The sequence below is a fragment of the Mesorhizobium sp. BR1-1-3 genome (assembly GCF_020165455.1).
GTDB classification, from domain to species: Bacteria; Pseudomonadota; Alphaproteobacteria; order Rhizobiales; family Rhizobiaceae; genus Mesorhizobium; species Mesorhizobium ciceri.
Window position 1 is genome coordinate 269,334 of sequence record NZ_JAIUIC010000006.1, and the last position, 24,152, is coordinate 293,485.

General features: G+C 62.5%; 23 protein-coding genes and 1 tRNA gene. 10 read left to right on the forward strand and 14 right to left on the reverse strand.

Annotated elements, in window-relative coordinates; translation table 11 throughout:
- The first annotated feature begins 94 nt into the window (after nucleotides 1-94).
- The gene (locus tag LB559_RS16150; protein ID WP_224674483.1) at nucleotides 95-496 is read left to right on the forward strand and encodes a hypothetical protein; all 402 of its coding nucleotides are present in this window, start codon (nucleotides 95-97) and stop codon (nucleotides 494-496) included.
- Nucleotides 497-519: 23 nt separating this feature from the next.
- Nucleotides 520-684, forward strand: a complete 165-nt coding sequence (locus tag LB559_RS16155) for a hypothetical protein (protein WP_224674484.1) — start codon at nucleotides 520-522, stop codon at nucleotides 682-684.
- Here the strand turns inward: LB559_RS16155 and LB559_RS16160 are convergent.
- Entirely contained in the window at nucleotides 660-2,762 is a 2,103-nt protein-coding gene (locus tag LB559_RS16160) for a hypothetical protein (protein WP_224674485.1), read from the reverse strand. The two genes, LB559_RS16155 and LB559_RS16160, sit on opposite strands and share 25 nt — an antisense overlap.
- A 1,097-nt stretch (nucleotides 2,763-3,859) precedes the next feature.
- Entirely contained in the window at nucleotides 3,860-4,066 is a 207-nt protein-coding gene (locus LB559_RS16165; RefSeq protein WP_224674486.1) for a hypothetical protein, read from the reverse strand.
- A 329-nt stretch (nucleotides 4,067-4,395) separates the two neighbouring features.
- On the opposite strand from LB559_RS16165, the gene LB559_RS16170 reads away from it, so the two are divergent.
- Nucleotides 4,396-5,385, forward strand: a complete 990-nt coding sequence (locus LB559_RS16170; protein WP_224674487.1) for a tyrosine-type recombinase/integrase — start codon at nucleotides 4,396-4,398, stop codon at nucleotides 5,383-5,385.
- A gap of 4 nt (nucleotides 5,386-5,389) precedes the next feature.
- Here LB559_RS16170 and LB559_RS16175 read toward each other — a convergent pair whose 3' ends face one another.
- The 8 genes from LB559_RS16175 to LB559_RS16210 all read right to left on the reverse strand — a co-directional run bounded on the left by LB559_RS16175 (nucleotide 5,390) and on the right by LB559_RS16210 (nucleotide 11,209).
- Entirely contained in the window at nucleotides 5,390-5,707 is a 318-nt protein-coding gene (locus LB559_RS16175; protein WP_224674488.1) for a hypothetical protein, read from the reverse strand.
- Nucleotides 5,704-6,273, reverse strand: coding sequence for a hypothetical protein (locus LB559_RS16180; protein WP_224674489.1), 570 nt, complete (start codon nucleotides 6,271-6,273; stop codon nucleotides 5,704-5,706). The genes LB559_RS16175 and LB559_RS16180 overlap by 4 nt, the downstream gene beginning before the upstream one ends.
- A gap of 258 nt (nucleotides 6,274-6,531) precedes the next feature.
- Nucleotides 6,532-9,132, reverse strand: a complete 2,601-nt coding sequence (locus LB559_RS16185) for an AAA family ATPase (protein WP_224674490.1) — start codon at nucleotides 9,130-9,132, stop codon at nucleotides 6,532-6,534.
- A gap of 155 nt (nucleotides 9,133-9,287) precedes the next feature.
- Nucleotides 9,288-9,542: a hypothetical protein gene (locus LB559_RS16190; RefSeq protein ID WP_224674491.1), complete on the reverse strand. Its 255-nt coding sequence runs from the start codon at nucleotides 9,540-9,542 to the stop codon at nucleotides 9,288-9,290.
- A gap of 131 nt (nucleotides 9,543-9,673) precedes the next feature.
- Nucleotides 9,674-9,844 (reverse strand): helix-turn-helix domain-containing protein, encoded by a 171-nt coding sequence (locus tag LB559_RS16195; RefSeq protein WP_224674569.1) that lies wholly within the window; start codon nucleotides 9,842-9,844, stop codon nucleotides 9,674-9,676.
- 360 nt (nucleotides 9,845-10,204) lie between these two features.
- Nucleotides 10,205-10,279 (reverse strand) — tRNA-Glu (locus tag LB559_RS16200).
- Nucleotides 10,280-10,369: 90 nt separating this feature from the next.
- A complete protein-coding gene (locus LB559_RS16205; RefSeq protein ID WP_063169153.1) occupies nucleotides 10,370-10,777 on the reverse strand; it encodes a VOC family protein in 408 nt (135 codons plus the stop codon).
- Nucleotides 10,778-10,825: 48 nt separating this feature from the next.
- The gene (locus LB559_RS16210) at nucleotides 10,826-11,209 is read right to left on the reverse strand and encodes a fimbrial protein (RefSeq protein ID WP_013529257.1); all 384 of its coding nucleotides are present in this window, start codon (nucleotides 11,207-11,209) and stop codon (nucleotides 10,826-10,828) included.
- Nucleotides 11,210-11,236: 27 nt separating this feature from the next.
- Here LB559_RS16210 and LB559_RS16215 point away from each other — a divergent pair, with 27 nt between their 5' ends.
- Both LB559_RS16215 and rpoH read left to right on the forward strand, forming a co-directional pair.
- Complete coding sequence (locus LB559_RS16215) at nucleotides 11,237-12,277, forward strand: RluA family pseudouridine synthase (protein WP_224674492.1); 1,041 nt, start codon at nucleotides 11,237-11,239, stop codon at nucleotides 12,275-12,277.
- 201 nt (nucleotides 12,278-12,478) lie between these two features.
- The gene (rpoH, locus tag LB559_RS16220; RefSeq protein WP_013529255.1) at nucleotides 12,479-13,390 is read left to right on the forward strand and encodes an RNA polymerase sigma factor RpoH; all 912 of its coding nucleotides are present in this window, start codon (nucleotides 12,479-12,481) and stop codon (nucleotides 13,388-13,390) included.
- A gap of 139 nt (nucleotides 13,391-13,529) precedes the next feature.
- Here the strand turns inward: rpoH and LB559_RS16225 are convergent, their stop codons facing one another.
- The 4 genes from LB559_RS16225 to LB559_RS16240 all read right to left on the reverse strand — a co-directional run bounded on the left by LB559_RS16225 (nucleotide 13,530) and on the right by LB559_RS16240 (nucleotide 16,079).
- Nucleotides 13,530-14,402, reverse strand: coding sequence for an MBL fold metallo-hydrolase (locus LB559_RS16225; protein ID WP_063169154.1), 873 nt, complete (start codon nucleotides 14,400-14,402; stop codon nucleotides 13,530-13,532).
- A 143-nt stretch (nucleotides 14,403-14,545) separates the two neighbouring features.
- Nucleotides 14,546-15,205 carry a peroxiredoxin gene (locus LB559_RS16230; protein ID WP_013529253.1) on the reverse strand — a complete coding sequence of 220 codons (660 nt, stop codon included), beginning with the start codon at nucleotides 15,203-15,205 and terminating at the stop codon, nucleotides 14,546-14,548.
- Between the two features lie 224 nt (nucleotides 15,206-15,429).
- Nucleotides 15,430-15,795 (reverse strand): cell division protein ZapA, encoded by a 366-nt coding sequence (locus tag LB559_RS16235; protein WP_013529252.1) that lies wholly within the window; start codon nucleotides 15,793-15,795, stop codon nucleotides 15,430-15,432.
- An 11-nt stretch (nucleotides 15,796-15,806) separates the two neighbouring features.
- Nucleotides 15,807-16,079: a DUF4164 domain-containing protein gene (locus LB559_RS16240; protein ID WP_013529251.1), complete on the reverse strand. Its 273-nt coding sequence runs from the start codon at nucleotides 16,077-16,079 to the stop codon at nucleotides 15,807-15,809.
- A 263-nt stretch (nucleotides 16,080-16,342) separates the two neighbouring features.
- Between LB559_RS16240 and tkt the strand changes: the two genes are divergently transcribed.
- From tkt to LB559_RS16265, 5 genes are all read left to right on the forward strand, one after another.
- A complete protein-coding gene (gene tkt, locus LB559_RS16245; protein WP_224674493.1) occupies nucleotides 16,343-18,334 on the forward strand; it encodes a transketolase in 1,992 nt (663 codons plus the stop codon).
- A gap of 158 nt (nucleotides 18,335-18,492) precedes the next feature.
- Nucleotides 18,493-19,503 carry a type I glyceraldehyde-3-phosphate dehydrogenase gene (gene gap, locus LB559_RS16250; RefSeq protein WP_013529249.1) on the forward strand — a complete coding sequence of 337 codons (1,011 nt, stop codon included), beginning with the start codon at nucleotides 18,493-18,495 and terminating at the stop codon, nucleotides 19,501-19,503.
- 218 nt (nucleotides 19,504-19,721) lie between these two features.
- On the forward strand, nucleotides 19,722-21,611 hold the full coding sequence (locus LB559_RS16255; RefSeq protein ID WP_224674494.1) for a potassium/proton antiporter: 1,890 nt from the start codon (nucleotides 19,722-19,724) through the stop codon (nucleotides 21,609-21,611).
- Nucleotides 21,612-21,756: 145 nt separating this feature from the next.
- Nucleotides 21,757-22,953, forward strand: coding sequence for a phosphoglycerate kinase (locus LB559_RS16260; protein ID WP_224674495.1), 1,197 nt, complete (start codon nucleotides 21,757-21,759; stop codon nucleotides 22,951-22,953).
- Between the two features lie 133 nt (nucleotides 22,954-23,086).
- On the forward strand, nucleotides 23,087-24,112 hold the full coding sequence (locus tag LB559_RS16265) for a class I fructose-bisphosphate aldolase (RefSeq protein ID WP_224674496.1): 1,026 nt from the start codon (nucleotides 23,087-23,089) through the stop codon (nucleotides 24,110-24,112).
- Nucleotides 24,113-24,152: the final 40 nt, after the last annotated feature.

Here is a 24,152-nt window from a genome sequence, read left to right on the forward strand (position 1 = left end):
TTCTTCTGCAGCAAGGTTCTGCAAGACGTATCTCCGGTTGCACGCCAGAGTCGAATGTGCTTGATCTCACCCTGCCTTTGGGAGGGGCTGGGGGATGAGGGCTTTTAATTGGGCTGCGCTTGGCGCAGCAATATTGCTTGTTGGCTGTGCGACGCGGCCGGACAAGATTCAGGCGAGCTACGTTTCGCCAATTCTATATCAAAACCTCACGTGTGAGCAGCTCGCTCTGGAGGCGACCAACATTTCCAGGCGCGCGACGGAAGCGGCCGGAGTTCAGAATAAGAAGGCCGGTCAGGATGCGGCGGTTGTTGCGGTTGGCGTGATCATATTCTGGCCAGCCCTTTTCTTTGCAAGCGGAGACGGCGCCTCCGCAGCGGAGGTTGCCAGGCTCAAAGGTGAGATGCAGGCGATCGAAGACGCGTCGACGCTAAAGGGGTGTGGTATCGTGTTCCAGAAGCCTCCTCCGCCTGCGCCGAAGAAACGCAACTATCCCTGATTGGGGCTTCGCTAGGAGAGAAGATGGAAATCATTCTGGCCATTGTTGGCATCCTGATTTGTGTCGGCCTGGCGAACGTCGTGTTTTCAATGTTTGGAGACGCGCGGGAAGATGCTCGTAACCGCCGACGGCTGAAGCGCATCGAACAGCGCAAGGCGCAACATCAGCGCGCGCCCCGCGGATCCTGAAGCGTCTGCCCGCTTTCGAAGAGCGTGCGCAGTCCAGCTTCGGGATAGCTGACCGTCGGCCGCCGATCGCGCGCTGCGCGCGTGCGCTGAACCGCCTCCGGCCCCGTCAGGATATCGCCCAAATGCGCCAGGTTGCCTCGCAATTGCGCCCGCTTCGCCGCATCGCCGGCTTGCGTCAGGAAGCTGGCGCCGAGCGACTTGGTGAGATCGATGACCGCCCCTATGGGCGACCTGGCGCCTAGATCGCCATGTATCAACTGGTTCGCCGCCGTGGAGCTGCCTGGGGCGTCGCGGCGCATCGTCGCCTGAAGCACTTCCAACAATTGGGGCACGGCCTGAGCGGCGACCTGACCGCCAGGCAAGGCCCGCAGCACCGCGTCGAGCACTTCGCGGCGCTGGTCGTTGCCGGCGACGCTCTTGTGGAACTTGGCGCCGGCGCCTTCGCGGCTGCCGCCCTGCGTCTCGGTCTGCGCGGCGGAATACCGATCGGCAAGGTTCTGGCGCACGAGAGCGGCCGCCGTTTCCGGGTCTTGGGCGGCAAGCCGCGCCGTGGCGTCAGCCGCTTCGCCGGCCGAGCCCGCAAGCGGGTTCTGCGGCAGAATGGCATTGCCGGCTGTGGCCGTGTCCTGGGCCGCTGCGACGCGCCCGACCGGGCCTTCCGCGATCGGCTGGACGACGTTCTTTGAGATGTCCGCGTACCGCTGCTTGCCGGCGGCAAAGTTCTGGCTGGCCCCTTCCATCGAGGAATCAAGCTGCGTCAGAATGTTGGTGATCGCGGCGTTCTGCTCTTTCGTGATCGCGTCTTGCCCGATCTGCGGCAAATTCATGCGGTCGCGAAAATATTTGCGCGTGCGGTCCAGGTTCTCGATATCGGTAATCGGAACCTCGGGCACCGGATCGACGGCGGGGGTCTGCGTGTACCGCGTGACCTGGCCGTCCGGCCCGGTGACGGGCGTGCGAACGGACGGCACGCCGGCTTTCGCCGGGGTTGCGATCAGCCGGCCCCGGAGTTCCTTCAACGGACCGCTCAACACGCCGGTCTTATCGGCCGCTGCCGCGCTGTCGATCTGCGCGAGAAGCGCTTGAACCTGATCGGCCGGCACTTGGTCTGTATTGGCCGCTGCATAGACGGGATCGACCGCGGCCGTGCGCGCCTGCTCGACTTCGCGAACAGCTTTCGTTCCGGCTTCGGCGGCGCGCGGGCCTAGCACCGAAGGATTCGCGCTCTGCGGGGCGATCTGGTCGAGCACGCCGCCGACAGCGCTGTCGACCTGTGCGGGCCGGGCTGCAAAGAAAGGCGCCGTGATATTTCCGCCGGTCGTGGACCCTTCGACGACACGCAGAATGTCGCGCAACTTGCTGGCGCCGCCGCGGGCTTGGGCCAAAGACTCGGGGCTCGAGAGATCGATACCAAAATTGTTGTCTTGTAGCCGCCGTGCCGCCTGCCACTCGGCGTCGGTAGTTCCTTCGGTCGCCCTGCGAATGACCGCTTCTGGCGCGTTATGCGCTCGACCGGCGGCAGCACCGGCGTTGCCGAACAATGCGCCGAGAAACCGCATCATGCCTTCGTATTGGGTGCCTTCCGCGGCCTGGCCAGCACCTTCGGAACTCAGTGCCGGGAAAATGACATTGCCGAGTGCTTCTTCGGCATACCGGCCCACTTTTGCGAGCCCCGGCGCTGTGCGGGCGGCTCGGCTAGGAAGGCCGCCAGGAGTGGCGAATTCAGCGACCGTGCCGGCGAATTTGCCGGGCGTCGTCTGCGGCTTGTGCAGCTTGTCGTTCATGTAGTCGCGGACCTTGTCCTGCGAATCGTAGAACGGCTTGGTAAGCGACGACGGCTCGCGGATGGCCTTGCGCTGCTCGTCGGTCAGTGGCGTCATACCCATCGTGGCGCCAAGATCGGCGCCTTTTTCGCCGACATAGCCAAGGCCGCTTTCGGCCATGCGGGCGAGCGTCACCGGCGACATGATTGTTTCGATCAGACCGCGTGGAAGGCCTGAGGCCGCCGATTCGACGACGTCCAGCCCGGTCGAGATCGGCTGTTCGGGCGCGGCCGGCGCGTCGAATTGGTCGAACACATTGCCCGCTGGCTCCGGGGGTGTAGCCGCAGCGGCGCCGTATTTGGTCCACGGTCCTGGTTGGTCGACTGGCGCGCCTGGGAACCTCGGGACTGGCACGCCTGGGAACCGCGGGGCAGGTTGACCGGTCTTGCCAACAACCTTGAAGCCGTTCGGGATCGTCGGCGCGGCAGCGGGCGCCGCAGTCGACAACGATTTGGCGATCTCATCGACCGTCGAGTTCTGTTGTTCGGGAGACATCGACAAGAAACTGCCGTCAACCTCTACTCGACGGCCATTGATCTCTAGGACCGTCGGCCGCTGCGATGTGGGTGGCGCGTCAGGAAACGCAGCCCATGGATCCTTGCCCGGAGACGTCTGCGTTGCAGGCACCGTCGCTGGTGCGTCGAACTGATCGAACACGTTCGCCGGCGGCTGCACGACTCGGAAGCCCGGCGGGATCGCGTCGGCATACTTCGTCCAAGGTCCGGAGGCGGGGAGGCGATCTTGTTTCGCGTCGGCTGGCATGTGGCGCTCCAAGCTTCAAGAACCGCAGCGCCATCACGGCGCGAGGGGAGGGTTCGTTGAGAGGGACCGACTGTTCAGTCGGCGATGGAGCGGCAGCCCGAGTTCCGCTATTTTTCCGGCCTAGCCAACCTATCAAAACTCCGATCGAAACGCCAGCGACTATGTGGCTGGCTGAATGTCCAAAAGTTCCACGGCGGCGCAAATTCCTAGAGACGTCCGCCGAGGTTTCCGCCGCGCACGTTTGACTATACCGGGGGGTGGCCTCGGCCCCGGCGGGGGTGCTGCCGGGGTGGCGGTCGGTCGTTGCCGGCGGTCGCCGGCGCGGCACGAACGGCCACCGCCCATGCCTGAATGGCGCGCCCGCGGCGACCTTGCGCACCCCCACCCTGGCGTTTGTCGATCGTCCTTTGAGGCAGGCGGAAGTGCGGCCACAGTGTTACTTACACAGTTAGCAAGCGAACGTTTTCAGGCGTTTAGCCGTGGCGCTTGGTAGCGCCTTGCAAGCAAGTAGCCGAAATCGACCGAAAACAGCCTTCCAGACGCGAAAAAGGGGCGCCCTGGCGCCCCTTCGTCTTCTACGGCTTTGATGGTCAGCCGGCCTTACTCGAGCGTCTTCTTTCACTGAGAAGCTCTTTCGCGCGAGCCTTGATCGCAGGCTGCACGCCATACCTGGCGTGGTTTTCGACCACCTGCTCGAGCGCTTCGACGCCTGCTTCCCCGCACCTAATCGCCTTGCGGAGAGCTGAACTGGCGATCCAAAAGGCCTTCGCCTCCAGTAACCTGAATTCGTTTGTCATGTGCTGTCCTTCTGCCAGGTTTCAACTGGCGTCTGCGTCCGGGGGTGAAACGACCGACAGCTCGGCCTTCACGCACCTTTGGGCTCGCGCCTTGGACATGCGCGCGTGACCCCCGGACTATGACTATCTTTGGAGATAGCTGTTAAAGCGGTGTTTCAAACCGTGACCATACATAGCACTTAAACAACTAATGTCAACAGTTGTGGTGTTATTATTTTGGTCAAGAAAGTCAAACGTCATTTTGTACTTTAACTATATCGCTTAACGCCTATTGCAGAGACTCGTCTTATTGTGGCACTCGGCCCGCCGTTGTGAAACGGAGCCCCCACATGAACGCCCCTTTGAAGAAATTCACCTGTGCAGACGCATGGGCGATCTACACGGCCAGGCATACCGCTGTTTACGCCGCTCACCCTGAAACCCAGGATTACAACTGGAAAAATCTCGGCCAGAAATTCGGCAACGTCCCAGTGGGCAAGGTCGACCAAAATCTGGTCGACGAATATGTGGCGGCGCGTACCTGTGGCGCCATCGGCAAACCGTCGACCGCCGCAACTATGCGTCGCGAACTCGCGCTTTTGCTTGCCGCCATTCGATTTTGCGCTAACCGGAAACGGAGGCTGATCCCGCCTGAAGATGTGCCCGCCTTCGATTTGCCCCCGGCGAGCATGCCGCGCGAACGATGGTTGAGAGACTACGAACTGAAGGCGTTCTTCGCCACTGCGGCCAAGCACCGGATACGGTCCAGCCAATTCGGCGACACGCCTCGCTTAAGTCGCGTTGAACGGTTCGCCTATGTCGCGCTGGAAACCGGCGCCAGAAAGCAAGCGATTTTGGATTTGAGTTGGGACCGCGTCGATTTCAAAATCGGGGTCATCTATTTCGATGTGCCTGGACGCCGCAGGACGAAGAAGCGGCGCGCGGCGGTCCCGATATCATCGCTTCTAAGGCGTGTGCTGCTTAGGGCGTTTCGCGAGCGGATTAGCAACCTGGTTCTCGACAACGGGGGTGGCGTTTGGGCGCCGATCCAGCACATCGCGATGAAAGCAGGGCTGTTCATCGGAACTCCGGCTGCGGTGCCCGCTGGCACCAAGCCCCCGGCGACGGGGATCGGCCCGCACACCTTCCGTCACACATGCGCAACGAACATGGTCCGAAACGGCGTGAGCCTTTGGAAGGTCGCGAAGATCCTGGGGAACTCGGTCCAGATGATTGAACGGGTTTACGGGCATCACACGGCCGCTGATCTACTCGACGCGGTCGAGAAGATTTCAACCGAATGGAAGCAGGGCGTTGATGAAGGCGATTTAGACATATAGCGGGTTACTCGAAAACGCCGTCGGAATCCTCTCCAGATCGCCGGCCTGCGAGATCCTGGCGAAGCGCCGTCAGCGCGTCTTCCAATTCCTCTGGCGACATTTCAGCCGGCGACTTATCGGCTCGAACGGCGTCCTTGCTGCCTGTCGAGATCATGCCGGCGGCACGCAGCAACGACGTCCCTGCGGTCGAGCGAGCCGGAGCTGGGGCCTTCGGATCGCCCGCGACCGCGATCAAAGAATCGACCGCGACTTCGATGCCGACCGTTTTCAGCTTGTGGCTCACACGCGCGAAGGCTTCTCGTTCCTCGTCTTTCTTGCTCATGCGAAAACCCCTTTCCTAAACTCCAGTTCGAGCAGTTCGGCTTTCAATTGATCGATCAGCTTTTGCAATTCTTGCGCTTCCGGCGTCGGAGCTGGCGGCGGTTCGGCCGACAATAGCAACCGAGATTCTTTGGCTTGTCGCCGGAACTCGCGTTGGCGCTGGCGCTCGGCCGCGCTGCCAGGCTTGTGGGTTCGCTGCCACTGCTCATGCGCGGCACGCTCTTCCGGAGACATTCGCGCCACCCGCTTCTCGCGCTTTGCCGCAGTCCGCTGCAGATCGTTGAGTTTGCGGTTGAGCTTCGTGTTGGCGCCGGGGGCGTCGCGATGGGGCCAAAGCGGTCGATGCCAGTTGTCCCCCTTCGGCGTCTTGCCGCCGTGCTTGTGGCAGCGTCCGTTAGCCATGGCCAAGTTTTGACAAGGCGCATAGTCGCTTTTGCGCGCGGCCCCGCACTTCGGCTGTAGATGGCGTGTGCGGTTCCACTTGATGATGGCGGCGCGACCGACGGCAATCTGCGCTGCGCTGCCGCGCCACCCACCGGGCCGCTTGTTGCTGCCGGCGCCTCTCACGGCCTTTTCCCGAATAGGCGTTCGTGAGGTATCCAACTAACCCGGCCGTCTACGTTGGGGGTCGGGCTTGTCGGTCCGACAGCCCCTACGTAGTAGCGACAAGACCGACAAGCCGACAAGCATTGAAAACATTGGGTTTTTTTCGAGCTTGTCGCTTGTTTCCGGCCGACAAGCCGACAAGCTCGACCGACATACACGGCAAGCCCATGATTCTGCGTTGTTTTTTGCTTGTCGCCGACAAGCTGACCGACAAGCCCGTCAAGCATTTTCGCTCTCCACCACCGGCAAGCTGATTTCCCGGCTTAAGAACCAAGGCGCGGTCGAGTGCCCGGCTTTTTTGAACGCCCGTATACGGACAGTTTGTCCGCCGCGCTCGATCGACTTGCCGTCACCGTGCAGGGATGTTGAGACGAGCCCGGTGATCGCGGGGCGATGTTTCGCGGTCGTAAGACCGTCCTGGCGCAACTTTTCCGCAACGGTCTCGATGATCCCCGGAAGTTCGCATTCGTCGAATTCGCCCATGATCGCATCGACAATGCGGGCGATGTCGCGGGCCTTCTCTTCGTCAACCTCGCGCGCCGACGTAACCTTCATCCGGCTTTTGATGTCGACCAGCTCGAGCACAGGCGCAAAGTCCCCTTCAGCTTTCAGACGTTCTGCCGGATCCTCATCGAAAAGAGCGCTGGCTACGCCACGCGGGAGCCCGCTGCCGTTGTTCACCGGCACGGCGATGCGCTGCATGACGATCGGGGTTGTCGGCTTCTTGCTGTGGCTAACCTTGGCATAGTCGAGCCGCAGCATATGGTCGGCCGCAGAGACACCCCAATCCTTCTCGTCGTCGGTCCCGGTGACGTTGCAGAGCGTGAACGCGCTGCGAACCTTGCCCACGGTCGCGAACGCGCCGCGGCCGGCGCCCATGTCGCCGCGCTGGTCTCGGCTGCCCTTCGATGTGTGATGGATGATCTCGATCGCTACCCGGTTGCGGGCGGCGATGTTCGCGATCTCCTGCAGGAGGGCGTTCATATCGTCGTTGCTGTTCTCGACGCCGCCAGCCATCAGGCTGATTTGCGGATCCAGGATGACCAGCACCGGCTGATATTCCCTGATCCGGCTTTCCAACAGCTTGGCGCCGTCGGCGCGCACCAGCGGCTTCCGCGTGTCCGGCCGGTGCATAATCGTCAGCGTTTCGTCATCGACGCCAGACCACAGGATGATTGCGTGCTTCATGTCCGCAGGCTCGAGCCGAAGATATTGCTGGTAGGCGGAAAGCCGCCGCTGCATTTCGTCGAGCTTGTCCTCGGCATTGTAGATGATGACCGACCCGGTGCGGTGAAGCTCTTCAAAACCGTGCCCGTTGGCACCGCGCAGCAACTCGCGCCGGCCGGTGGCGATGATCAGTGCGTCGCGGATCGCGAACGTCGATTTGCTGATGCCAGGTTCACCCACGCATTGTGTGACATCGCCAATCGGCAAGCGCGGCTCGATCAGCATTTCGCGAACGGGTAGCGACTTCGGATTGATGAGGCCCGTGACGACCTGGAGGCCGGTCGACTCCACCGGCTCGTGATACTTCGCGGCGATGTCTTCCAGCAGCTTGTAATCGGCGCCGCCGTGCGCCTGGCTGGCGATGTGGGGGTATGAACCGTCGGTGTAGATGATCGCTTTGTTTCGTCCGCCGCCATACTCCGGCTCGATCGGGTCCGCGCATGTCTTGCGATGAAACGCCGCCTTGTCGGCCAGGATCTCGTCGACCGTCACCCAGCGGCCATCGTCGAGCCGAACTTCGAATCCGCCTTTCAGTTCTGATCGTTCAACAGCCGCGGCGACGATGCGTTCGGCTGCTGCCCGCTGCATCCCCTTTTGGGTGTGCTTCTCGATTTCGGTTTTCCGGTACGCGGCAGAGACCGCGGCGGCCCGGTCGGCGCATGAAAGCTTGATAGCTTCGATGCGGTCCGCCAGTTGCGTCTGCTCGAGGTCCGACAAGGGCGGGAGCTGGCGCGTATCGCAGAAGCCGCCGTCGGGGTTGATGATCCTCGGATCCCGCGCGCCCGGCGAGTAGGCCAGCCGGCTGTCATCGAGAATGGCGTCGGCTTCGTACCACAGCCGTTCCGGGCCTTTGGTTGCGATCTTGTCGATGAGCGTTCGCACCGACACTGCACCGCTCTTGGTGATGAACGGGAAGCCGTACCCTGCCAAAATCAGCCGGTCGAACAAGCGATCGGCAAATGCTGCAATATCGGAACCGTCCAAAACGAACACATAGCGGTGCTGCCCCGAATTGGCGCCGGTCGACTGGCCGCCAGCCTTGTTGCGAACACCGGTGGAGGATGATGGCCGCATCACCGTGCAGACGTCGGCGAAAGCGGCAAACACGCTGGCAAGCGCGCCGGTGATTTCACCTGGCGTATCGCGCACGCGCTGTATGATGTCGTCAGGCCAGTCCTTCACATCGAAGTCGAGCCCGAGCACCGACGTGGTTGCCTGGTGCGCAAAGAAGGCCTTGCCACGGCTGATCGCATCGGGAACCTCAGGGAGCATTGCTTCCGTGACGACGATCGTTGATTCCTTGCCATCAGGCGGCGGGACCAAGACCAGCGCTTCGGTCGACTTCAGAGAGGCTAGGACCGTCGTAAAGGCCGCGGCGATCTGCGGCGCAGTGCCGGCCAGAGAAACGCGCCGGACCATGCCGGTTGCCATCCCAGGGCTACGGGAACTGATCGGCTTTCCAGCGGCGTCGATGCTGAATGACTTCGTGAGGGCTCCGGCGCTTTCCATCACGGAGAAGGCCAGTTCGCGCTGCAGGCGCGGCGCCGCAGCTTCGGGAAATAGATCAACAACCTTGGCAGGACGGATCTTCAAGATCGCTTCCGCGATGCCAGATGATTGGACAGCCGGGGGCTTTTCCTGTATAGACACACGCGACTTCTTTCTGGCCGGTGCGCGTTGACAGACGCGGCCGGCCTTTCCGTTTCAATATCCTTTGTCGCTTTGGTCGTCAGATTGAGCCGCTGGCGCTATCCGGTGCGGGCGGTTGCCCGCTGCAAGCATTCGTCGGGCTCGCCCGCTTTTGGGGCAAACCAATGGTATTGGTCCATGAAGGCGCGGAACCGCGGCGACCGGCGGAGACTCTCCAGCACCCTGCGAACGTTCGGCCCGGTGTTCTCTCGCAAATGCGCCGGCAGCCGCACGACGAATTCAAAGAACATCTCGCCGGGCGTCCCGTCATCCTTCAATCCGCTGACGGTGAACATCTGCATGCCCGGCGTCATTGCCTCGCCTGGGCGCAACTCGGCCACACTTAGCGGCCGCAGATCGCAAAATACCGGTGGCCGATCGAGTGCGATTACTCGCCCGGTGCGTGACGCTCGTCGGCGCTCTGCCCGCGACATCGATGAGGCCGTCACGCGACTAGACACTTCTCGAGGAAGGTTTCCGCGTCCACACGCCGGATTACCGTTCGCCCCGCGACCTTCGCATGTTTGAGGTCCCCACTCCGCAGGAGTTTATACAACGTGCTCCGGCAGACGCGGAGGTAATCCGCAGTTTCATCGATGGTGAGCGCGCCAGACACAATACTATTCGCATTTGATTTTGAGGACGCCAATTGTCTCTCCTGTATTTGATAGATTCACAATACAAGATGGACGCTGGCGGAGCAATATGGGCACAAAATCGACTATTTCGACATACAATACTTATAACGTATGTCGTTTATTGTCGACATACGTTTTGTTTGCTTTCCCTTGCCGGTTGCGGCTTGGCGGGGGCTATCGCTCAGGCGGAACACATGCGCAATTATTCCGGCTCAACCGGATGTTGGACGGGGAGCAAAGGTCACTGATCACGGAAACGTGAACGGCCGCACACGCGACCGAAGATCAACGATTTCAGCAACGAAACCGCGCGTTTTCCTCTAAGTGCTTGATTTCGTTGGTACGCCCAAGGGGAATCGAACCCCTGTTCCCGCCGTGAGAGGGCGGTGTCCTGACCGCTAGACGATGGGCGCGTTCAAGAACCGGCGATATAGGCTGAGCGCTGGGAAAAAGCAACTGGGGTTAGGCCGCTTTCCCCGGTCGAGGAAAAGCCGGCCGTCAGCCTATCGTTTCGGTTCGATCAGATCCCAGAGATTGCCATGCAGATCGGCGAAAACCGCCACCGTGCCGTAGGGCTCGAAGCGCGGTGCTTCGCGGAATTCGACGCCCTTCTCCAGCATCGCCGCGTGGTCGCGGGCAAAGTCGTCGGTTTCCAGGAACAGGAAGACACGGCCGCCGGTCTGATCGCCGATACTTTTGCTTTGCGCCTCGTCGGAAGCCTCGGCCAGCAGCAGCCTGGCGCCCTGCCCGTTGGCCGGCGCCACTGTGACCCAGCGCTTGCCGCCGCCGAGATCGACATTTTCGACGAGCAGGAAACCCAGCCTCTCGACATACCAGGCAATCGCCTCGTCATAATTGGCGACGACCAGGGCGACCGTGGCGACGCGACGATGTTCGGCGAACCCGCTCATCCCCGAGGCTTGCTCATGGGCCTGCTGCCGTTCATCGTTGCGGCTCGGTCACTTGTTGCGGATCGCAAAGCGGCCGATCAGGCGTCGCTCAGTGATGTCGTAGACGAAGATCGTGCGGCTGCCGTCGGCAAGCTCGGCGTCGATCGAGACACGGTTGCCGGACAGCGACTGGCTGACCACCTTGGCCCCAACCGGCAGCACGATGTCGCCGCTGACCGGTTCGCCGGCGGGTGTCTGGATATCCCCGGCCAGCGGCGGGTTCGCCGGCGGTGCATTGCGCGCTTTGTAGACAAGGGCGCCGATCACCACCATAAGGGCGAGGAACAGCAGGCCGAGATTGATCCCGACGAAGCGGACGAGTTTCCTGCGCACCTTTTCGACCTCGGGGTCGAGCGGCTTATCCTGGTCTTCTTCGGCGATCGGGCTGGCCATGGCAAACAGTTCCGGAACGGTTTTTCAATGAGCGCTCATAACGAAGAGGCCCCTGAATTGATAGAGGCGGTACCGACCGTGCTGGTGGCGGATGCGGACGCGGCCGGTCAGCGCCTCGACCAGTGGCTGGCGGCAAGGCTTGGTCCGGACATGTCACGCAGCCGCGTGCAGATGCTGATCAGGCAAGGCGCGGTCTGGGTCGACGGCAAGCTGATCGATGAGACCAAGCGCAAGATGGCGCCGGGCGAAAGCGTATCGATTACCATGCCGGAGCCGGAGCCGGCGGAGCCGCAGGGCGAGAACATCGCACTCGATGTGCTTTATGAGGACGACGAGCTGATTGTCATCAACAAGCCGGCCGGGCTTGTCGTGCATCCCGGAGCGGGCAACTGGACCGGTACGCTGGTCAACGCGCTGATCCATCATTGCGGCGACAGCCTTTCCGGCATTGGCGGCGTGCGGCGGCCAGGCATCGTTCACCGCCTCGACAAGGAGACCAGCGGCGTCATGGTGGTCGCCAAGACTGACCGCGCCCACAAGTCACTCTCCGAGGCTTTCGCCGATCACGGCCTCACCGGCGATCTCGAACGTGCCTATCTGGCGCTGGTCTGGGGCATACCGCAGAGGCCGACCGGAAGGGTCGACGCCCCGCTTGGCCGCGCCGCCGACCGCGTGCGCCGTGCCGTGGTGCCGGAAGGACGCGACGACGCCCGCCATGCGGTCACCCACTTTGCCGTGCAGGAGCGCTTCGGCGAGAGCCAACAGGAGTTCGCCACGGCCAGCATGGTCGAATGCCGGCTGGAGACCGGCCGCACCCACCAGATCCGTGTCCACATGGCGCATATCGGTCATCCGGTGATCGGCGACCCCGATTATGGCCAGGCCTTCCGCACCAAGGCCAACCGGCTGCCGGAACCGCTGAAAAGCCAGGTCAAGGCATTTCCCCGGCAAGCTTTGCATGCTTGGCTCCTTGCATTTCGCCACCCCACTACCCATCTAACGATGAGGTTCGAGGCGCCGTTACCGAGGGACATGGAGGAACTCGTCGGCGGCTTCCGCAAACTCTGAACCCGTCACCGACAAGCCATCAAAAAACCTGACTGACATTGTTCACTTCACCGTGACACACTGTTTCGTGTTGAACAAATGCCTGTCTTTTCTGGTTTTGTTCCTGTATAAGATCCGATGTCGCGGGCGAGCCTTTTGGTGCTCGCGTCACATGCCCGCCGCGTTTCGGGGGCATCACTCCAATAGAGAGGGGGCGCTATCATGGCCCAGTCACTACCCAGTATCGTTTCCGGCGAAGGCGGCCTCAGCCGCTACCTGGAAGAAATCCGCCGCTTTCCCATGCTGCAGCCGCAGGAAGAGTACATGCTCGCCAAGCGTTATGCCGAGCATGAAGACACCTCCGCTGCGCACAAGCTCGTCACCAGCCACCTCAGGCTCGTCGCCAAGATCGCCATGGGCTATCGCGGCTATGGCCTGCCGATCGGCGAAGTGATCTCGGAAGGCAATGTCGGCCTGATGCAGGCCGTCAAGAAATTCGAACCCGAGCGCGGCTTCCGCCTCGCGACCTATGCCATGTGGTGGATCAAGGCCTCGATCCAGGAGTACATCCTGCGCTCGTGGAGCCTGGTCAAGATGGGCACGACCGCCAACCAGAAGCGCCTGTTCTTCAACCTGCGCAAGGTGAAGGGCAAGATCCAGGCGCTCGACGACGGCGACTTGAAGCCCGACCAGATCGCCGAGATCGCCACCAGGCTGAACGTTTCCGAAGCCGAAGTGGTGTCGATGAACCGCCGCCTGTCGGGCGATGCCTCGCTCAATGCCCCGATCCGGGCGAGCGAAGGTGAGTCCGGCGAGTGGCAGGACTGGCTGGTCGACGACCACGAAAGCCAGGAAGAGATGCTGATCGAGCAGGACGAGCTGGAAAACCGGCGCGGCATGCTGTCGGGCGCTCTTGCCGTGCTCAACGAGCGCGAGCGGCGCATCTTCGAGGCCCGTCGCCTCGCCGAGGAGCCGCTGACGCTGGAAGAGCTTTCGTCCGAATTCGACATCAGCCGCGAGCGCGTGCGCCAGATCGAGGTGCGCGCCTTCGAGAAGGTGCAGGATGCGGTCAAGGCCGCCGCCAAGCGCCAGACCCAGGCGCTGCGCACCATTGAGGCGCAGCCCGCAGCCTAAAGCCGGCTAAAGGCAACAAGATCTAAAGGCGGCGCCAGGAAACTGGCGCCGCTTTTTTTCTTGTGTGGTTGGCGAAAGCGGAGGCGACATCCGATCTCCCCGCAAGGGGGAAGATTGCAGCTTCGCCGGCAGCGATCTCTCAAAGCCCATCCAGCGGAAATTTCAGGTACCGCCGGCCATTCGCTTCGGGTTCGGGCAGCCTCCCGCCATTCATGTTGACCTGCAGCGCATGCAGGATCAGCCTCGGCATCGGCAGCGTCCTGTCGCGCGCTTCGCGCAGGGCGACGAACTCGGCCTCGCTGCGGACGGCGGCAAGATGGGTGTTGGTCGCCTTCTGTATGGCGACCGTGCTTTCCCACAAGGGTTCGCGGCCGCCGGCCTGATAGTCATGACCGACGAACACCCGCGTCTCGTCCGGCAACGCCAGTATGTCCTGGATCGAGCGCCAGAGCCGCGCGGCACTGCCGCCGGGAAAGTCCGTCCTCGCTGTGCCGCTGTCGGGCATGAACAGCGTGTCGTGGACGAAGGCGGCATCGCCGATCACATAGGTGATCGACGCCAGCGTATGGCCGGGCGAGAACAGCACCTTGGCCGGAAGCGTGCCGACCGTGAAGGTTTCGCCTTCACCAAACAGCCTGTCCCACTGCGAACCGTCGGCGGGAAAATCCGGCCAGTTGTAGATCGCCTTCCACAAATTCTGGACGTCGACGACCCTGTCGCCGATCGCTGTCGGCGCTCCGGTCTTCTCCCTCAGATAGTGCGCCGCCGAGAAATGATCGGCGTGCGGATGGGTGTCGAGGATCCATTCGACGCTCAGCCCCTGCTCGCTGACGAAGTCGAGCAGGATATCGGCATTCGTCGTTGCCGTAGCACCGGATTTCTCGTCGAAATCGAGGATCGGATCGATGATGGCGCAGCGTTTCGTCGCCTGGTCGGCGACGACATACTGGATGGCCCCGGTCGGCTTGTCGTAGAAGCCGCTGACCTGCGGCCTGGCCAAAGCTACGTCCAATTCTGGCTTCCCCAACTCTCGGTCGTCAGGAATGATTTTCTCTGACGACACCCGAGAGGAGCATGGTTGTCCGCTCGGGTGAGCCAGTCAAGTATCATTTCGCTCGCGGCGACAGGAAAGCCAAAAACTGTTCCGAGGAGCGGTCAGGCAGAGGGCTGCTTGGTCTTCCGCAGATACGGCAGGATGGTCTCATAAGCGCCGAAGCGCCTGATCGCGTCCTCGTTGGAGACGGCAGCGGTGATGATGACGTCCTCGCCCTGCTTCCAGTTTGCCGGCGTCGCCACCTGATGCTTGGCAGTCAGCTGCATGGAATCGACCGCACGCAGGATCTCATCGAAGTTGCGGCCCGTGGTCATCGGGTAGGTCAGCACCAGCTTGATCTTCTTGTCCGGTCCGATGACATAGACCGAGCGCACCGTGGCATTGTCGGCCGGTGTGCGGCCTTCCGACGTCTCGCCGGCACCGCCCGGCAGCATGTCGTAGAGCTTGGCGACCTTGAGGTCCTTGTCGCCGATCAGCGGGTAGTTCACCGAATGGCCGGTCGCCGTCTTGATGTCGTCCTGCCACTTGCCGTGGCTTTCGACCGGATCGACCGAAATGCCGATGATCTTGACGTTGCGCTTCTTGAATTCGCCTTCGAGCCCCGCCATCGTGCCAAGCTCGGTCGTGCAGACCGGCGTGAAATTCTTGGGATGACTGAATAGGATCGCCCATCCGTCCCCGATCCAGTCGTGGAATTTGATCGTCCCTTGCGTGGTCTCGGCGGTAAAATCCGGCGCAATGTCGTTGATACGAAGGCTCATGATACATCTCCCCTGTAAACGGAACCCGTCGGCAGCGAGGAACGACAAGCGGCAACCCATGCCGCCATCGAGCTGCCCCGCCCGGGCATCGTTGCATCTTAGCGCAAAAATTGTGACTGCAAGATAATATGAAACTCTTGTCGGCGGCACGCGAGCATTTTTATGCTGCCGAATGCTCGGCACGCGGATGAGAGCCTGTTGGGCTGGACAGGAGAGATCCTGCCTCAGCTCTTGTTGACCGCCATTGTCACAGTCAGGTCTTCCATGCGCTGTGCCAGCGCGCTGAGCGCGTTGGTCAGCACGCTATCGCTCTTGTCGGCCTTGGTCAGAGCCTCGTCGCGGGTCTTGCGCAAGGTCAGCACTTCGCTTTCCATGCCCTTGACGCGTTTCTGCAACTCCGAGAGTTCATCCATCACCATGATGCCGGCCATCACGGTCAGCCGCTGATCGCCAATCTCGCCGAACGAGTCCTTCAGGTGTGAAACATAGCGGTCGAAACGTTCGGCAAGATCGATCAGATGCTCTTCCTGGCCCTCGTCGCAGGCCATGCGATACTGCTTGCCGTCGATTGAAACCGTGACCTGTGCCATCGGGCCAGCTCCTATCTGTCCAACACGGCGCGGATGGTTTCCATGGCGGTCACCAAACGTCGCGAGACTTCCTTGTTGGCATCTTCCAGCCGTTCGGCGCGCGCTTCGGAATTGTCGAGTTCCTGCGCCAGCCGCGAGCGATCGGCATTCATCCGCTGCACCTCGGCCTCGGCTTCGGAGTAGTCGCGTTCATGCTCGAGCTTGGCCGCGACGGCGTTTTCCAGCCCCTCGATGGCCTTGCCCAGCCTCGCGATGACTTCCTTGAGTGTGGCTTCCCCGGTCATGGCCTTCGTCCTGTGCCCTGCCCATCACCGAATCGTTCACGTTCAGAACGCGTTATCCCTGAAACATTAGGCACCGGGTGAAGGCAACGTCAACAAAGCTCTCGCGACTGTCCCCCGCTAACGCTAATGTAGGTCCGCCGCCGGCATCACAAGACCGGCAAATATGCACCCGATTTGTTGACTAAAAGCCCGCGCCTGCTATGTGTCGCGCACCCTTTTCAAGGGCTCTCCCAAGCCCCCAAACCCCCACTTCTGGAGGAACCATGACGTCGCGTGAACAACATGACCGGATGGCCAATGCGATCCGCTTTCTCTCCATGGACGCCGTCGAGAAGGCAAACTCCGGCCATCCCGGCCTGCCCATGGGCTGCGCCGACATCGCCACGGTGCTGTTCACGAAGTTCCTGAAATATGATCCGAAGGCCCCCCATTGGCCCGACCGGGATCGCTTCATCCTGTCGGCCGGCCACGGTTCGATGCTGCTCTATTCGCTGCTGCACCTGACCGGCTACGAGGACATGACGATCGACCAGATCAAGCATTTCCGCCAGTTGGGCTCGAAGACCGCCGGCCATCCCGAATACGGCCATGCCACCGGCATAGAGACGACCACCGGCCCGCTCGGCCAGGGTCTGGCCAATTCGGTCGGCTTCGCGCTCGGCGAGCGCATCATGAACGCAGCCTTCGGCAACGACCTCGTCGACCATTACACCTACGTACTGGCCGGTGACGGCTGCCTGATGGAAGGTGTTTCCCAGGAAGCCATCGCGCTTGCCGGCCATCTCAAGCTCAACAAGCTGATCGTCTTCTGGGACAACAACAACATCTCGATCGACGGCCCGGTCTCGCTTGCCGACAACACCGACCAGGTCGCCCGCTTCCAGGCCTCGGGCTGGAACGCCAGCCACATCGACGGCACCGATCCGGAAGCCATCGCCTATGCCATCGAAGCCGCTCGTCACTCCGACAAGCCGACGATGATCGCCTGCAAGACGACCATCGGCTTCGGCGCTCCAACCAAGGCCGGCACCAACAAGGCGCACGGTTCGCCGCTCGGCGCCGACGAGATCGCCGGTGCGCGCAAATTCTTCAACTGGGCCTCGCCGCCCTTCGAGATTCCGGCCGACATCCTTGACGCATGGCGCGCCGCCGGTAAAACCGGCGCCAAGCCGCGCACCGACTGGGAGGGACGTCTGGCCAAGGCCGAGCCCAAGTTGAAGGCCGAGTTCGAACGCCGCCTCGCCGGCAAGCTGCCGTCGAATTTCGACGCCGTCATCGCCGACTACAAGAAGAAGCTGTCGGTCGACAAGCCGAAGGTCGCCACCCGCAAATCCTCGGAAATGGCGCTGGAGGTCATCAACGGCGCCGTGCCGGAAACCATAAGCGGCTCCGCCGACCTGACCGGCTCCAACAACACCAAGACCAGCCAGACCAAGAACATTACGCCCGACGATTACGGCCAGCGTTATGTCCACTACGGCATTCGCGAACATGGCATGGCGGCCGCCATCAATGGCTTGACGCTGCATGGCGGCCTCATCGCCTATGGCGGTACCTTCCTGTGCTTCTCCGACTATGCCCGTCCGTCAATGCGTCTGGCTTCGCTGATGGGCATCCGCTCGATCTTCGTCATGACCCATGATTCCATCGGTCTGGGCGAAGACGGCCCGACCCACCAGCCGGTCGAGCATCTGGCGGCATTGCGCGCGATCCCCAACCACAATGTCTTCCGCCCGGCCGACGCTGTCGAAACCGCGGAATGCTGGCAGATCGCCCTGGAGTCGGAAAAGACGCCGTCGACCTTGGCGCTGACCCGCCAGAACCTGCCGACGGTGCGCACCGAATTCACGGCCAAGAACCTCAGCAGCCAGGGCGCCTATGAGCTGGCCGCCGCCAGCGGCGAGGCGGCGATAACCATCTTCGCCACCGGCTCCGAGGTCGAGATCGCACTTGGCGCGCGCGAGCTGTTGGAAAAGCACGGCCATCCGACCCGCGTCGTCTCGGTTCCCTGCTTCGAACTGTTCGACCAGCAGAGCGACGACTACCGCAAGAAGACGATCGGCAATGCGCCGATCAAGATGGCGATCGAAGCCGGCATCCGCCAGGGATGGGATCATCTGATCGGCTCAGACGGCATCTTCGTCGGCATGACCGGCTTCGGCGCGTCGGGCACGATCGAGCAACTCTATCCGCATTTCGGCATTACCGCCGAGGCCGCGGCCAAGGCGGCGGAAGCCCGCCTGCACGCCAAGTAAAATTCTGGGCCAGTTCGGCGAAACCGCGAAAACGGCTTCGCCGGGCTGGCTCAACTTAATCGATTTAAATCCACGCCAGTGCGGCTGGATTCTTTCTGCTTCCGCCGCTATGAAACTGCAGACCCCTTGTCCGCCCTCCAACTCCCAGGGAGAGAATTATGACCGTCAGAGTTGCCATCAACGGATTTGGCCGCATCGGCCGCAACATCCTGCGCGCTATCCATGAATCCGGCCGCAAGGACATCGACGTCGTCGCCGTCAACGACCTCGGCCCAGTCGAGACCAATGCGCACCTCTTGCGCTATGACAGCGTGCACGGCCGCTTCCCGCATGAAGTCTCGGTATCCGGCGACCAGATCACCGTCGGCAAGGAGACGTTCAAGGTCACCGCGATCAAGGATCCGACGCAGTTGCCGTGGAAGGAACTCGGCATCGACATCGCGCTCGAATGCACCGGCATCTTCACCGCCCGCGACAAGGCAGCGGCACACCTGACCGCCGGCGCCAAGCGCGTCATCGTTTCGGCCCCTGCCGAAGGCGCCGACCTCACCGTGGTCTACGGCATCAACCACGACCAGTTGACCAAGGATCATATCGTCATCTCGAATGCCTCGTGCACCACCAACTGCCTGGCGCCGCTGGCAGCCGTGCTGCACGAAACGGTCGGCATCGAAAAAGGCATGATGACGACGATCCACTCCTACACCGGCGACCAGCCGACGCTGGACACCATGCACAAGGATCTCTACCGCGCCCGCGCCGCGGCGCTGTCGCAGATCCCGACCTCGACCGGTGCCGCCAAGGCGATCGGCCTGGTGCTGCCCGACCTCAAGGGCAAGCTCGACGGCATCTCGATCCGCGTGCCGACCCCGAACGTCTCGGTCGTCGATTTCAAGTTCATCGCCAAGCGGTCGACCACGGTGCAGGAGATCAACGAAGCCGTGATCGCCGCCTCCAACGGCAAGCTCAAGGGCATTCTCGGCGTCACCCATCACCCGAACGTGTCGATCGACTTCAACCACGATCCGCGCTCCTCGATCATGGCGCTCGACCAGACCAAGGTGATGGACGGCAACTTCGTATCGGTGCTGTCCTGGTACGACAATGAATGGGGTTTCTCCAACCGCATGGGCGACACATCGGTCGCCTTCGGCAAGACCATCGCCTGATCACAAAGCTCTCTTTTCGAGACTTGGAACGCCCGGCTTTGCCCGGGCGTTTTTCATGAGCGCAGCTTGCGCCTTCCCAAATTGTGTCCTGGGCGCCAAAACATCCGAAAATCAGCGGCATAGGCCAAAAAGCCACCCTGCCGCCTTGCACTGGTCACGTCTTCGCCCCACTCTCTCGCAAAGCAGGAGACAGACGAATTTGAGGGGCTGATTTCAGGATGGAGCATGCGATCTATCTCGTCACGCTGGTCGGCACAGCGCTTGTCGTCGCCGCCGCGTTTTCGAGCCTGATCGCCTTCCGCTTCGGCGCCCCTCTTCTGCTCCTGTTCCTCTGCATTGGCCTCGCCACCGGCACCGACGGTCTCGGCATCCAGTTCGACAATGCCCGCATCGCCTATTTTGCCGGCTCACTGGCGCTGGCCGTCATCCTGTTCGATTCCGGCTTCGGCACGCCGCTCAACGCCTTGCGGCAGGCAGCCGGCCCGGCGTTGTCGCTGGCGACCTTCGGCGTAATTCTGACCACCGGCCTGTTCGGCGCCGCCGCCCACTATCTGCTCGACCTCACCTGGCTGGAATCCTTCCTGCTCGGCGCCGCAGTCGCCTCCACCGATGCGGCCGCCGTGTTCTTCCTGCTGCGTGCCGGCGAGATCAATCTGCGCGAACGCGTGCGCTCGACGCTCGAGGTGGAATCCGGCACCAATGACCCCATCGCCATCTTCCTGACCATCACGCTGGTCGAGATCATCGCCGCTCATGCCAATCCCGAGACCAACGTCCTGGTCACCAGCCTTTTCCTCGGCTTCCTCCTCAACATGGGCCTTGGCGCTGTCGTCGGCGTGCTCGGCGGCCTCGCCATCGTGCGTCTCGTCGACCGGCTCAATCTCGACCATGGCCTGCTGCCGATCTTCGTGCTGACCTTGTCGTTGATGGTCTTTGCCGCCGCCGGCGCCATTGGCGGCTCGGGCTTCCTGGCGGTCTATATCGCCGGCCTCATCTCGGGCAATTCCGATATCCGCGCCGTCACCATCCTCAAGCGCTTCCAGGACGGCATGTCATGGCTGGCACAGATCATCATGTTCCTCATCCTCGGCCTGTTCGCGACGCCCTCGCAATTCCCGGCGATCATGGTGCCGGCGGTGCTGCTCGGCCTGTTCCTGATGTTCGTGGCGCGGCCGGTCGCCGTCTGGCTCTGCCTGATCCCGTTCCGCATGCCGCGCCCCGAAGTCGCCTTTGTCTCGTGGGTCGGCCTGCGCGGCGCGGTGTCGATCCTGCTCGCCATCACCCCGCTGCTCGGCGGGCTGGAAAATGGCCGTGTCATCTTCAACACCGCCTTCATCATCGTTCTGGTGTCGCTGGTCATCCAGGGCTGGACGGTCGGACCGCTGGCGCGCCGCCTCGGTTTGATCGTGCCGGCGCGGCTCGGACCGCTGGACAAGGTCGAGCTGGAATTGCCGGGTTCGGCCCATCACGAGCTTCTCGCCTATCGCGTCGCACCCGGCAGCCCGGTGGCGCGCGGCGAGCGCATCCCACGCTGGGCGCGACCCTCGCTGGTGCTACGTGACGGCCGTTCGATGCGCTTCCAGGACATGGGCCGGCTCGCCGCCGGCGACCAGGTCTACATTTTCGTCCCGGATCGCTATCCGCGCCTGCTAGACAAACTGTTCGCCAGCCGTGCCGTGGTCGATCCCGAAGATGCCGATTTCTTCGGCGCCTTCGCCGTCGATCCAGCGCGCCCCGCCGCCGAACTGGAAGCAGCCTATACGCCAGGTCTAACCGAAGCGGAGCAAAAGCTCACCGTTGGCGCGCTGGTCACGGCGCGGCTCGGCGGCCATGCCGAATATGCCGACCGCGTGCTGCTCGGCCCGATAGAACTGATCGTCCGCGACGTCGACGACAAGGGGAAGATCATAGGCCTCGGCCTGTCGTTCGAGCCGACCGCGCCGGTGGCGCGGGTGCCGGTCTTCCTCAGCGCGGGAGAAATCGGCGACCGTCTTTCCGCCTTCATCCGCAATTGGAGCAAGCCGACCGAGGCGCAGGCGGACGAGGCGCGGGCGGACGAGAAACCGGCCCCGGAGCCAGCGCCGGAAAAGGCAGCAACCGAAAGCTGACAAACCCGCTATTGAGCGCTGCCATTCATCCGCCCGCCAGTGCAAGATCGTGCCCACTTCAAAATTTCGGTTCGAGCGCGCCCTAAGCCTTGCATCGTCGCCGATGCGGGGTATGGTCCCCCGGTTTTTCGCGAAAGGAACCCGCATGGCCGCCTTCAAGACACTCGACGATATCGGCAACATCAGCGGCAAGCGCGTGCTGGTGCGCGTCGACCTCAACGTGCCTGTCACTGAGGGCAAAGTCACCGACGCCACCCGCATCGAACGCATCGCACCGACCATCGCCGAGCTATCGGCCAAGGGCGCCAAGGTCATCCTGCTCGCCCATTTCGGCCGACCCAAGGATGGGCCTTCGCCCGAATTCTCGCTGGAGCCGATCGCCAAAGCCACGGCAGAAGTGCTCGGCCGCCCCGTCGGTTTCGCCTCGGATTGCGTCGGCGACACGGCCGGAAGCGCTGTCGCCGCCATGAACAAGGGCGACGTGCTGCTGCTCGAAAACACTCGCTTCTACAAGGCCGAAGAAAAGAATGACCCGGCCTTCACCGAAAAACTCGCCGCCAATGGCGATATCTTCGTCAACGACGCCTTCTCGGCCGCGCACCGCGCGCATTCTTCGACCGAGGGGCTGGCGCATCTGTTGCCGGCTTTTGCCGGCCGCACCATGCAAGCCGAGCTTGAGGCGCTGGAGAAGGGCTTGGGAAAACCGGTTCGTCCGGTCGTCGCCATTGTCGGCGGCGCCAAGGTCTCGACCAAGATCGATCTGTTGATGAACCTGGTGAAGAAGGTCGACGCGCTGGTCATCGGCGGCGGCATGGCCAACACCTTCCTCGCCGCGCGCGGCACCGATGTCGGGAAATCGCTGTGCGAGCATGATCTCGCCTCAACCGCCAAGCAGATCATGATCGAGGCGGCCGAGGCCGGCTGCGCCATCATCCTGCCGGTCGACGGCGTCGTCGCCAGGGAGTTCAAGGCGGGCGCGGCCTGCGAGACCGTCGCCATCTCCGATGTGCCGGCCGACGGGATGATCCTCGATGTCGGCGCCAAAACCGTGACGACCATCGGCGAATGGATCGACCGCGCCGCGACACTGGTCTGGAACGGCCCGCTCGGCGCCTTCGAGATCGCGCCCTTCGACCATGCGACGGTGACGGCGGCCAAGCATGCGGCGTCGCGCACCAAGGAAGGCAAGCTGGTCTCGGTCGCAGGCGGTGGCGATACGGTCGCGGCGCTCAACCACGCCGGCGTCGCCGACGACTTCACCTATGTCTCGACCGCCGGCGGCGCCTTCCTGGAGTGGATGGAAGGCAAGCCGCTGCCCGGCGTCGATGTGTTGAAGCGCTGAGGCTCCGAGGCGATCAACACTCGGAGAGCGAACAAGGCCGCCCGAGGCTTCAATCGATTCGAGCTTTCCGATGCCATTCCTTTGGCGGTAGACTTCCGTTAAGCGCGGAACAACCGTTTCAGGAGAAGCAACAATGAGCGAACGTCTCGAAGACATTGCCGCTGCGATCGTCGCCGATGGCAAGGGCCTGCTGGCCGCCGACGAAAGTTCCGGCACCATCAAGAAGCGCTTCGACGTCATCGGCGTCGAATCGACCGCCGACAGCCGCCGCGACTACCGCGAGATGATGTTCCGCACCAGGGAGGCGATGACCCGCTACATTTCCGGTGTCATCCTCTATGACGAGACGATCCGCCAGAAGGCCGCCGACGGCACGCCGCTGGTCGACATCATCAAGGCCGCCGGCGCCATCCCCGGCATCAAGGTCGATGCCGGCGCCAAGCCGCTGGCCAGGTTTCCCGGCGACACCGTCACCGAAGGCCTCGATGGCCTGCGCGAACGGCTTGCCGACTACTACAAGCTCGGCGCCCGCTTCGCCAAATGGCGCGCAGTGATCGACATCGATATCGCCAAGGGCGTCCCTTCGGCGACCTCGATCGGCTCCAACGCCCATGCGCTCGCCCGCTATGCCGCCCTCTGCCAGGAAGCCGGCATCGTGCCGATCGTCGAGCCGGAGGTGCTGATGGACGGCGCCCACGACATCGACACTTGTTACGACATTTCGAAGGCAACGCTGATCAGGCTCTATGACGAGCTCCATGCGGCGCGCGTCATGCTGGAAGGCACCATCCTGAAACCGAACATGGTGCTGGCCGGCAGGAAATCGGGCAAGGTGAGCAGCCCCGAAGAAGTCGCGGAAAAGACCATAAAACTGTTCCGCGAGACAGTGCCGGCAGCGGTGCCGGGCATCGCCTTCCTTTCCGGCGGCCAGGAAGACGAAGAGGCGACCGCCAATCTCAACGCCATCAACGCCATCGGGCCGCACCCGTGGAAGCTGACCTTCTCCTATGGTCGCGCGCTGCAGGCCGCGCCACAGAAAGCCTGGAGCGGCAAAGCCTCGAACGTTGCCGCCGGCCAGGCCGCCTTCACCCATCGCGCCCACATGAACCATCTGGCAGCGCTCGGAAAATGGAAGGCGAGCCTGGAAAAGGCCGCCTGATCACAGTCCTTTCTTCCTCCTTCGAACCCGGGCCGACGCG

What these genes read in the sequence shown, in the direction of transcription:
- LB559_RS16150 (WP_224674483.1), top strand. Translation starts at nt 95, where the DNA reads ATGAGGGCTTTTAATTGGGCTGCGCTTGGCGCAGCAATATTGCTTGTT.
- LB559_RS16155 (WP_224674484.1), top strand. Translation starts at nt 520, where the DNA reads ATGGAAATCATTCTGGCCATTGTTGGCATCCTGATTTGTGTCGGCCTG.
- LB559_RS16165 (WP_224674486.1), bottom strand. Translation starts at nt 4,066, where the DNA reads ATGACAAACGAATTCAGGTTACTGGAGGCGAAGGCCTTTTGGATCGCC.
- LB559_RS16170 (WP_224674487.1), top strand. Translation starts at nt 4,396, where the DNA reads ATGAACGCCCCTTTGAAGAAATTCACCTGTGCAGACGCATGGGCGATC.
- LB559_RS16175 (WP_224674488.1), bottom strand. Translation starts at nt 5,707, where the DNA reads ATGAGCAAGAAAGACGAGGAACGAGAAGCCTTCGCGCGTGTGAGCCAC.
- LB559_RS16190 (WP_224674491.1), bottom strand. Translation starts at nt 9,542, where the DNA reads ATGACGCCGGGCATGCAGATGTTCACCGTCAGCGGATTGAAGGATGAC.
- LB559_RS16205 (WP_063169153.1), bottom strand. Translation starts at nt 10,777, where the DNA reads ATGAGCGGGTTCGCCGAACATCGTCGCGTCGCCACGGTCGCCCTGGTC.
- LB559_RS16210 (WP_013529257.1), bottom strand. Translation starts at nt 11,209, where the DNA reads ATGGCCAGCCCGATCGCCGAAGAAGACCAGGATAAGCCGCTCGACCCC.
- LB559_RS16215 (WP_224674492.1), top strand. Translation starts at nt 11,237, where the DNA reads ATGAGCGCTCATAACGAAGAGGCCCCTGAATTGATAGAGGCGGTACCG.
- rpoH (WP_013529255.1), top strand. Translation starts at nt 12,479, where the DNA reads ATGGCCCAGTCACTACCCAGTATCGTTTCCGGCGAAGGCGGCCTCAGC.
- LB559_RS16230 (WP_013529253.1), bottom strand. Translation starts at nt 15,205, where the DNA reads ATGAGCCTTCGTATCAACGACATTGCGCCGGATTTTACCGCCGAGACC.
- LB559_RS16235 (WP_013529252.1), bottom strand. Translation starts at nt 15,795, where the DNA reads ATGGCACAGGTCACGGTTTCAATCGACGGCAAGCAGTATCGCATGGCC.
- LB559_RS16240 (WP_013529251.1), bottom strand. Translation starts at nt 16,079, where the DNA reads ATGACCGGGGAAGCCACACTCAAGGAAGTCATCGCGAGGCTGGGCAAG.
- tkt (WP_224674493.1), top strand. Translation starts at nt 16,343, where the DNA reads ATGACGTCGCGTGAACAACATGACCGGATGGCCAATGCGATCCGCTTT.
- gap (WP_013529249.1), top strand. Translation starts at nt 18,493, where the DNA reads ATGACCGTCAGAGTTGCCATCAACGGATTTGGCCGCATCGGCCGCAAC.
- LB559_RS16255 (WP_224674494.1), top strand. Translation starts at nt 19,722, where the DNA reads ATGGAGCATGCGATCTATCTCGTCACGCTGGTCGGCACAGCGCTTGTC.
- LB559_RS16260 (WP_224674495.1), top strand. Translation starts at nt 21,757, where the DNA reads ATGGCCGCCTTCAAGACACTCGACGATATCGGCAACATCAGCGGCAAG.
- LB559_RS16265 (WP_224674496.1), top strand. Translation starts at nt 23,087, where the DNA reads ATGAGCGAACGTCTCGAAGACATTGCCGCTGCGATCGTCGCCGATGGC.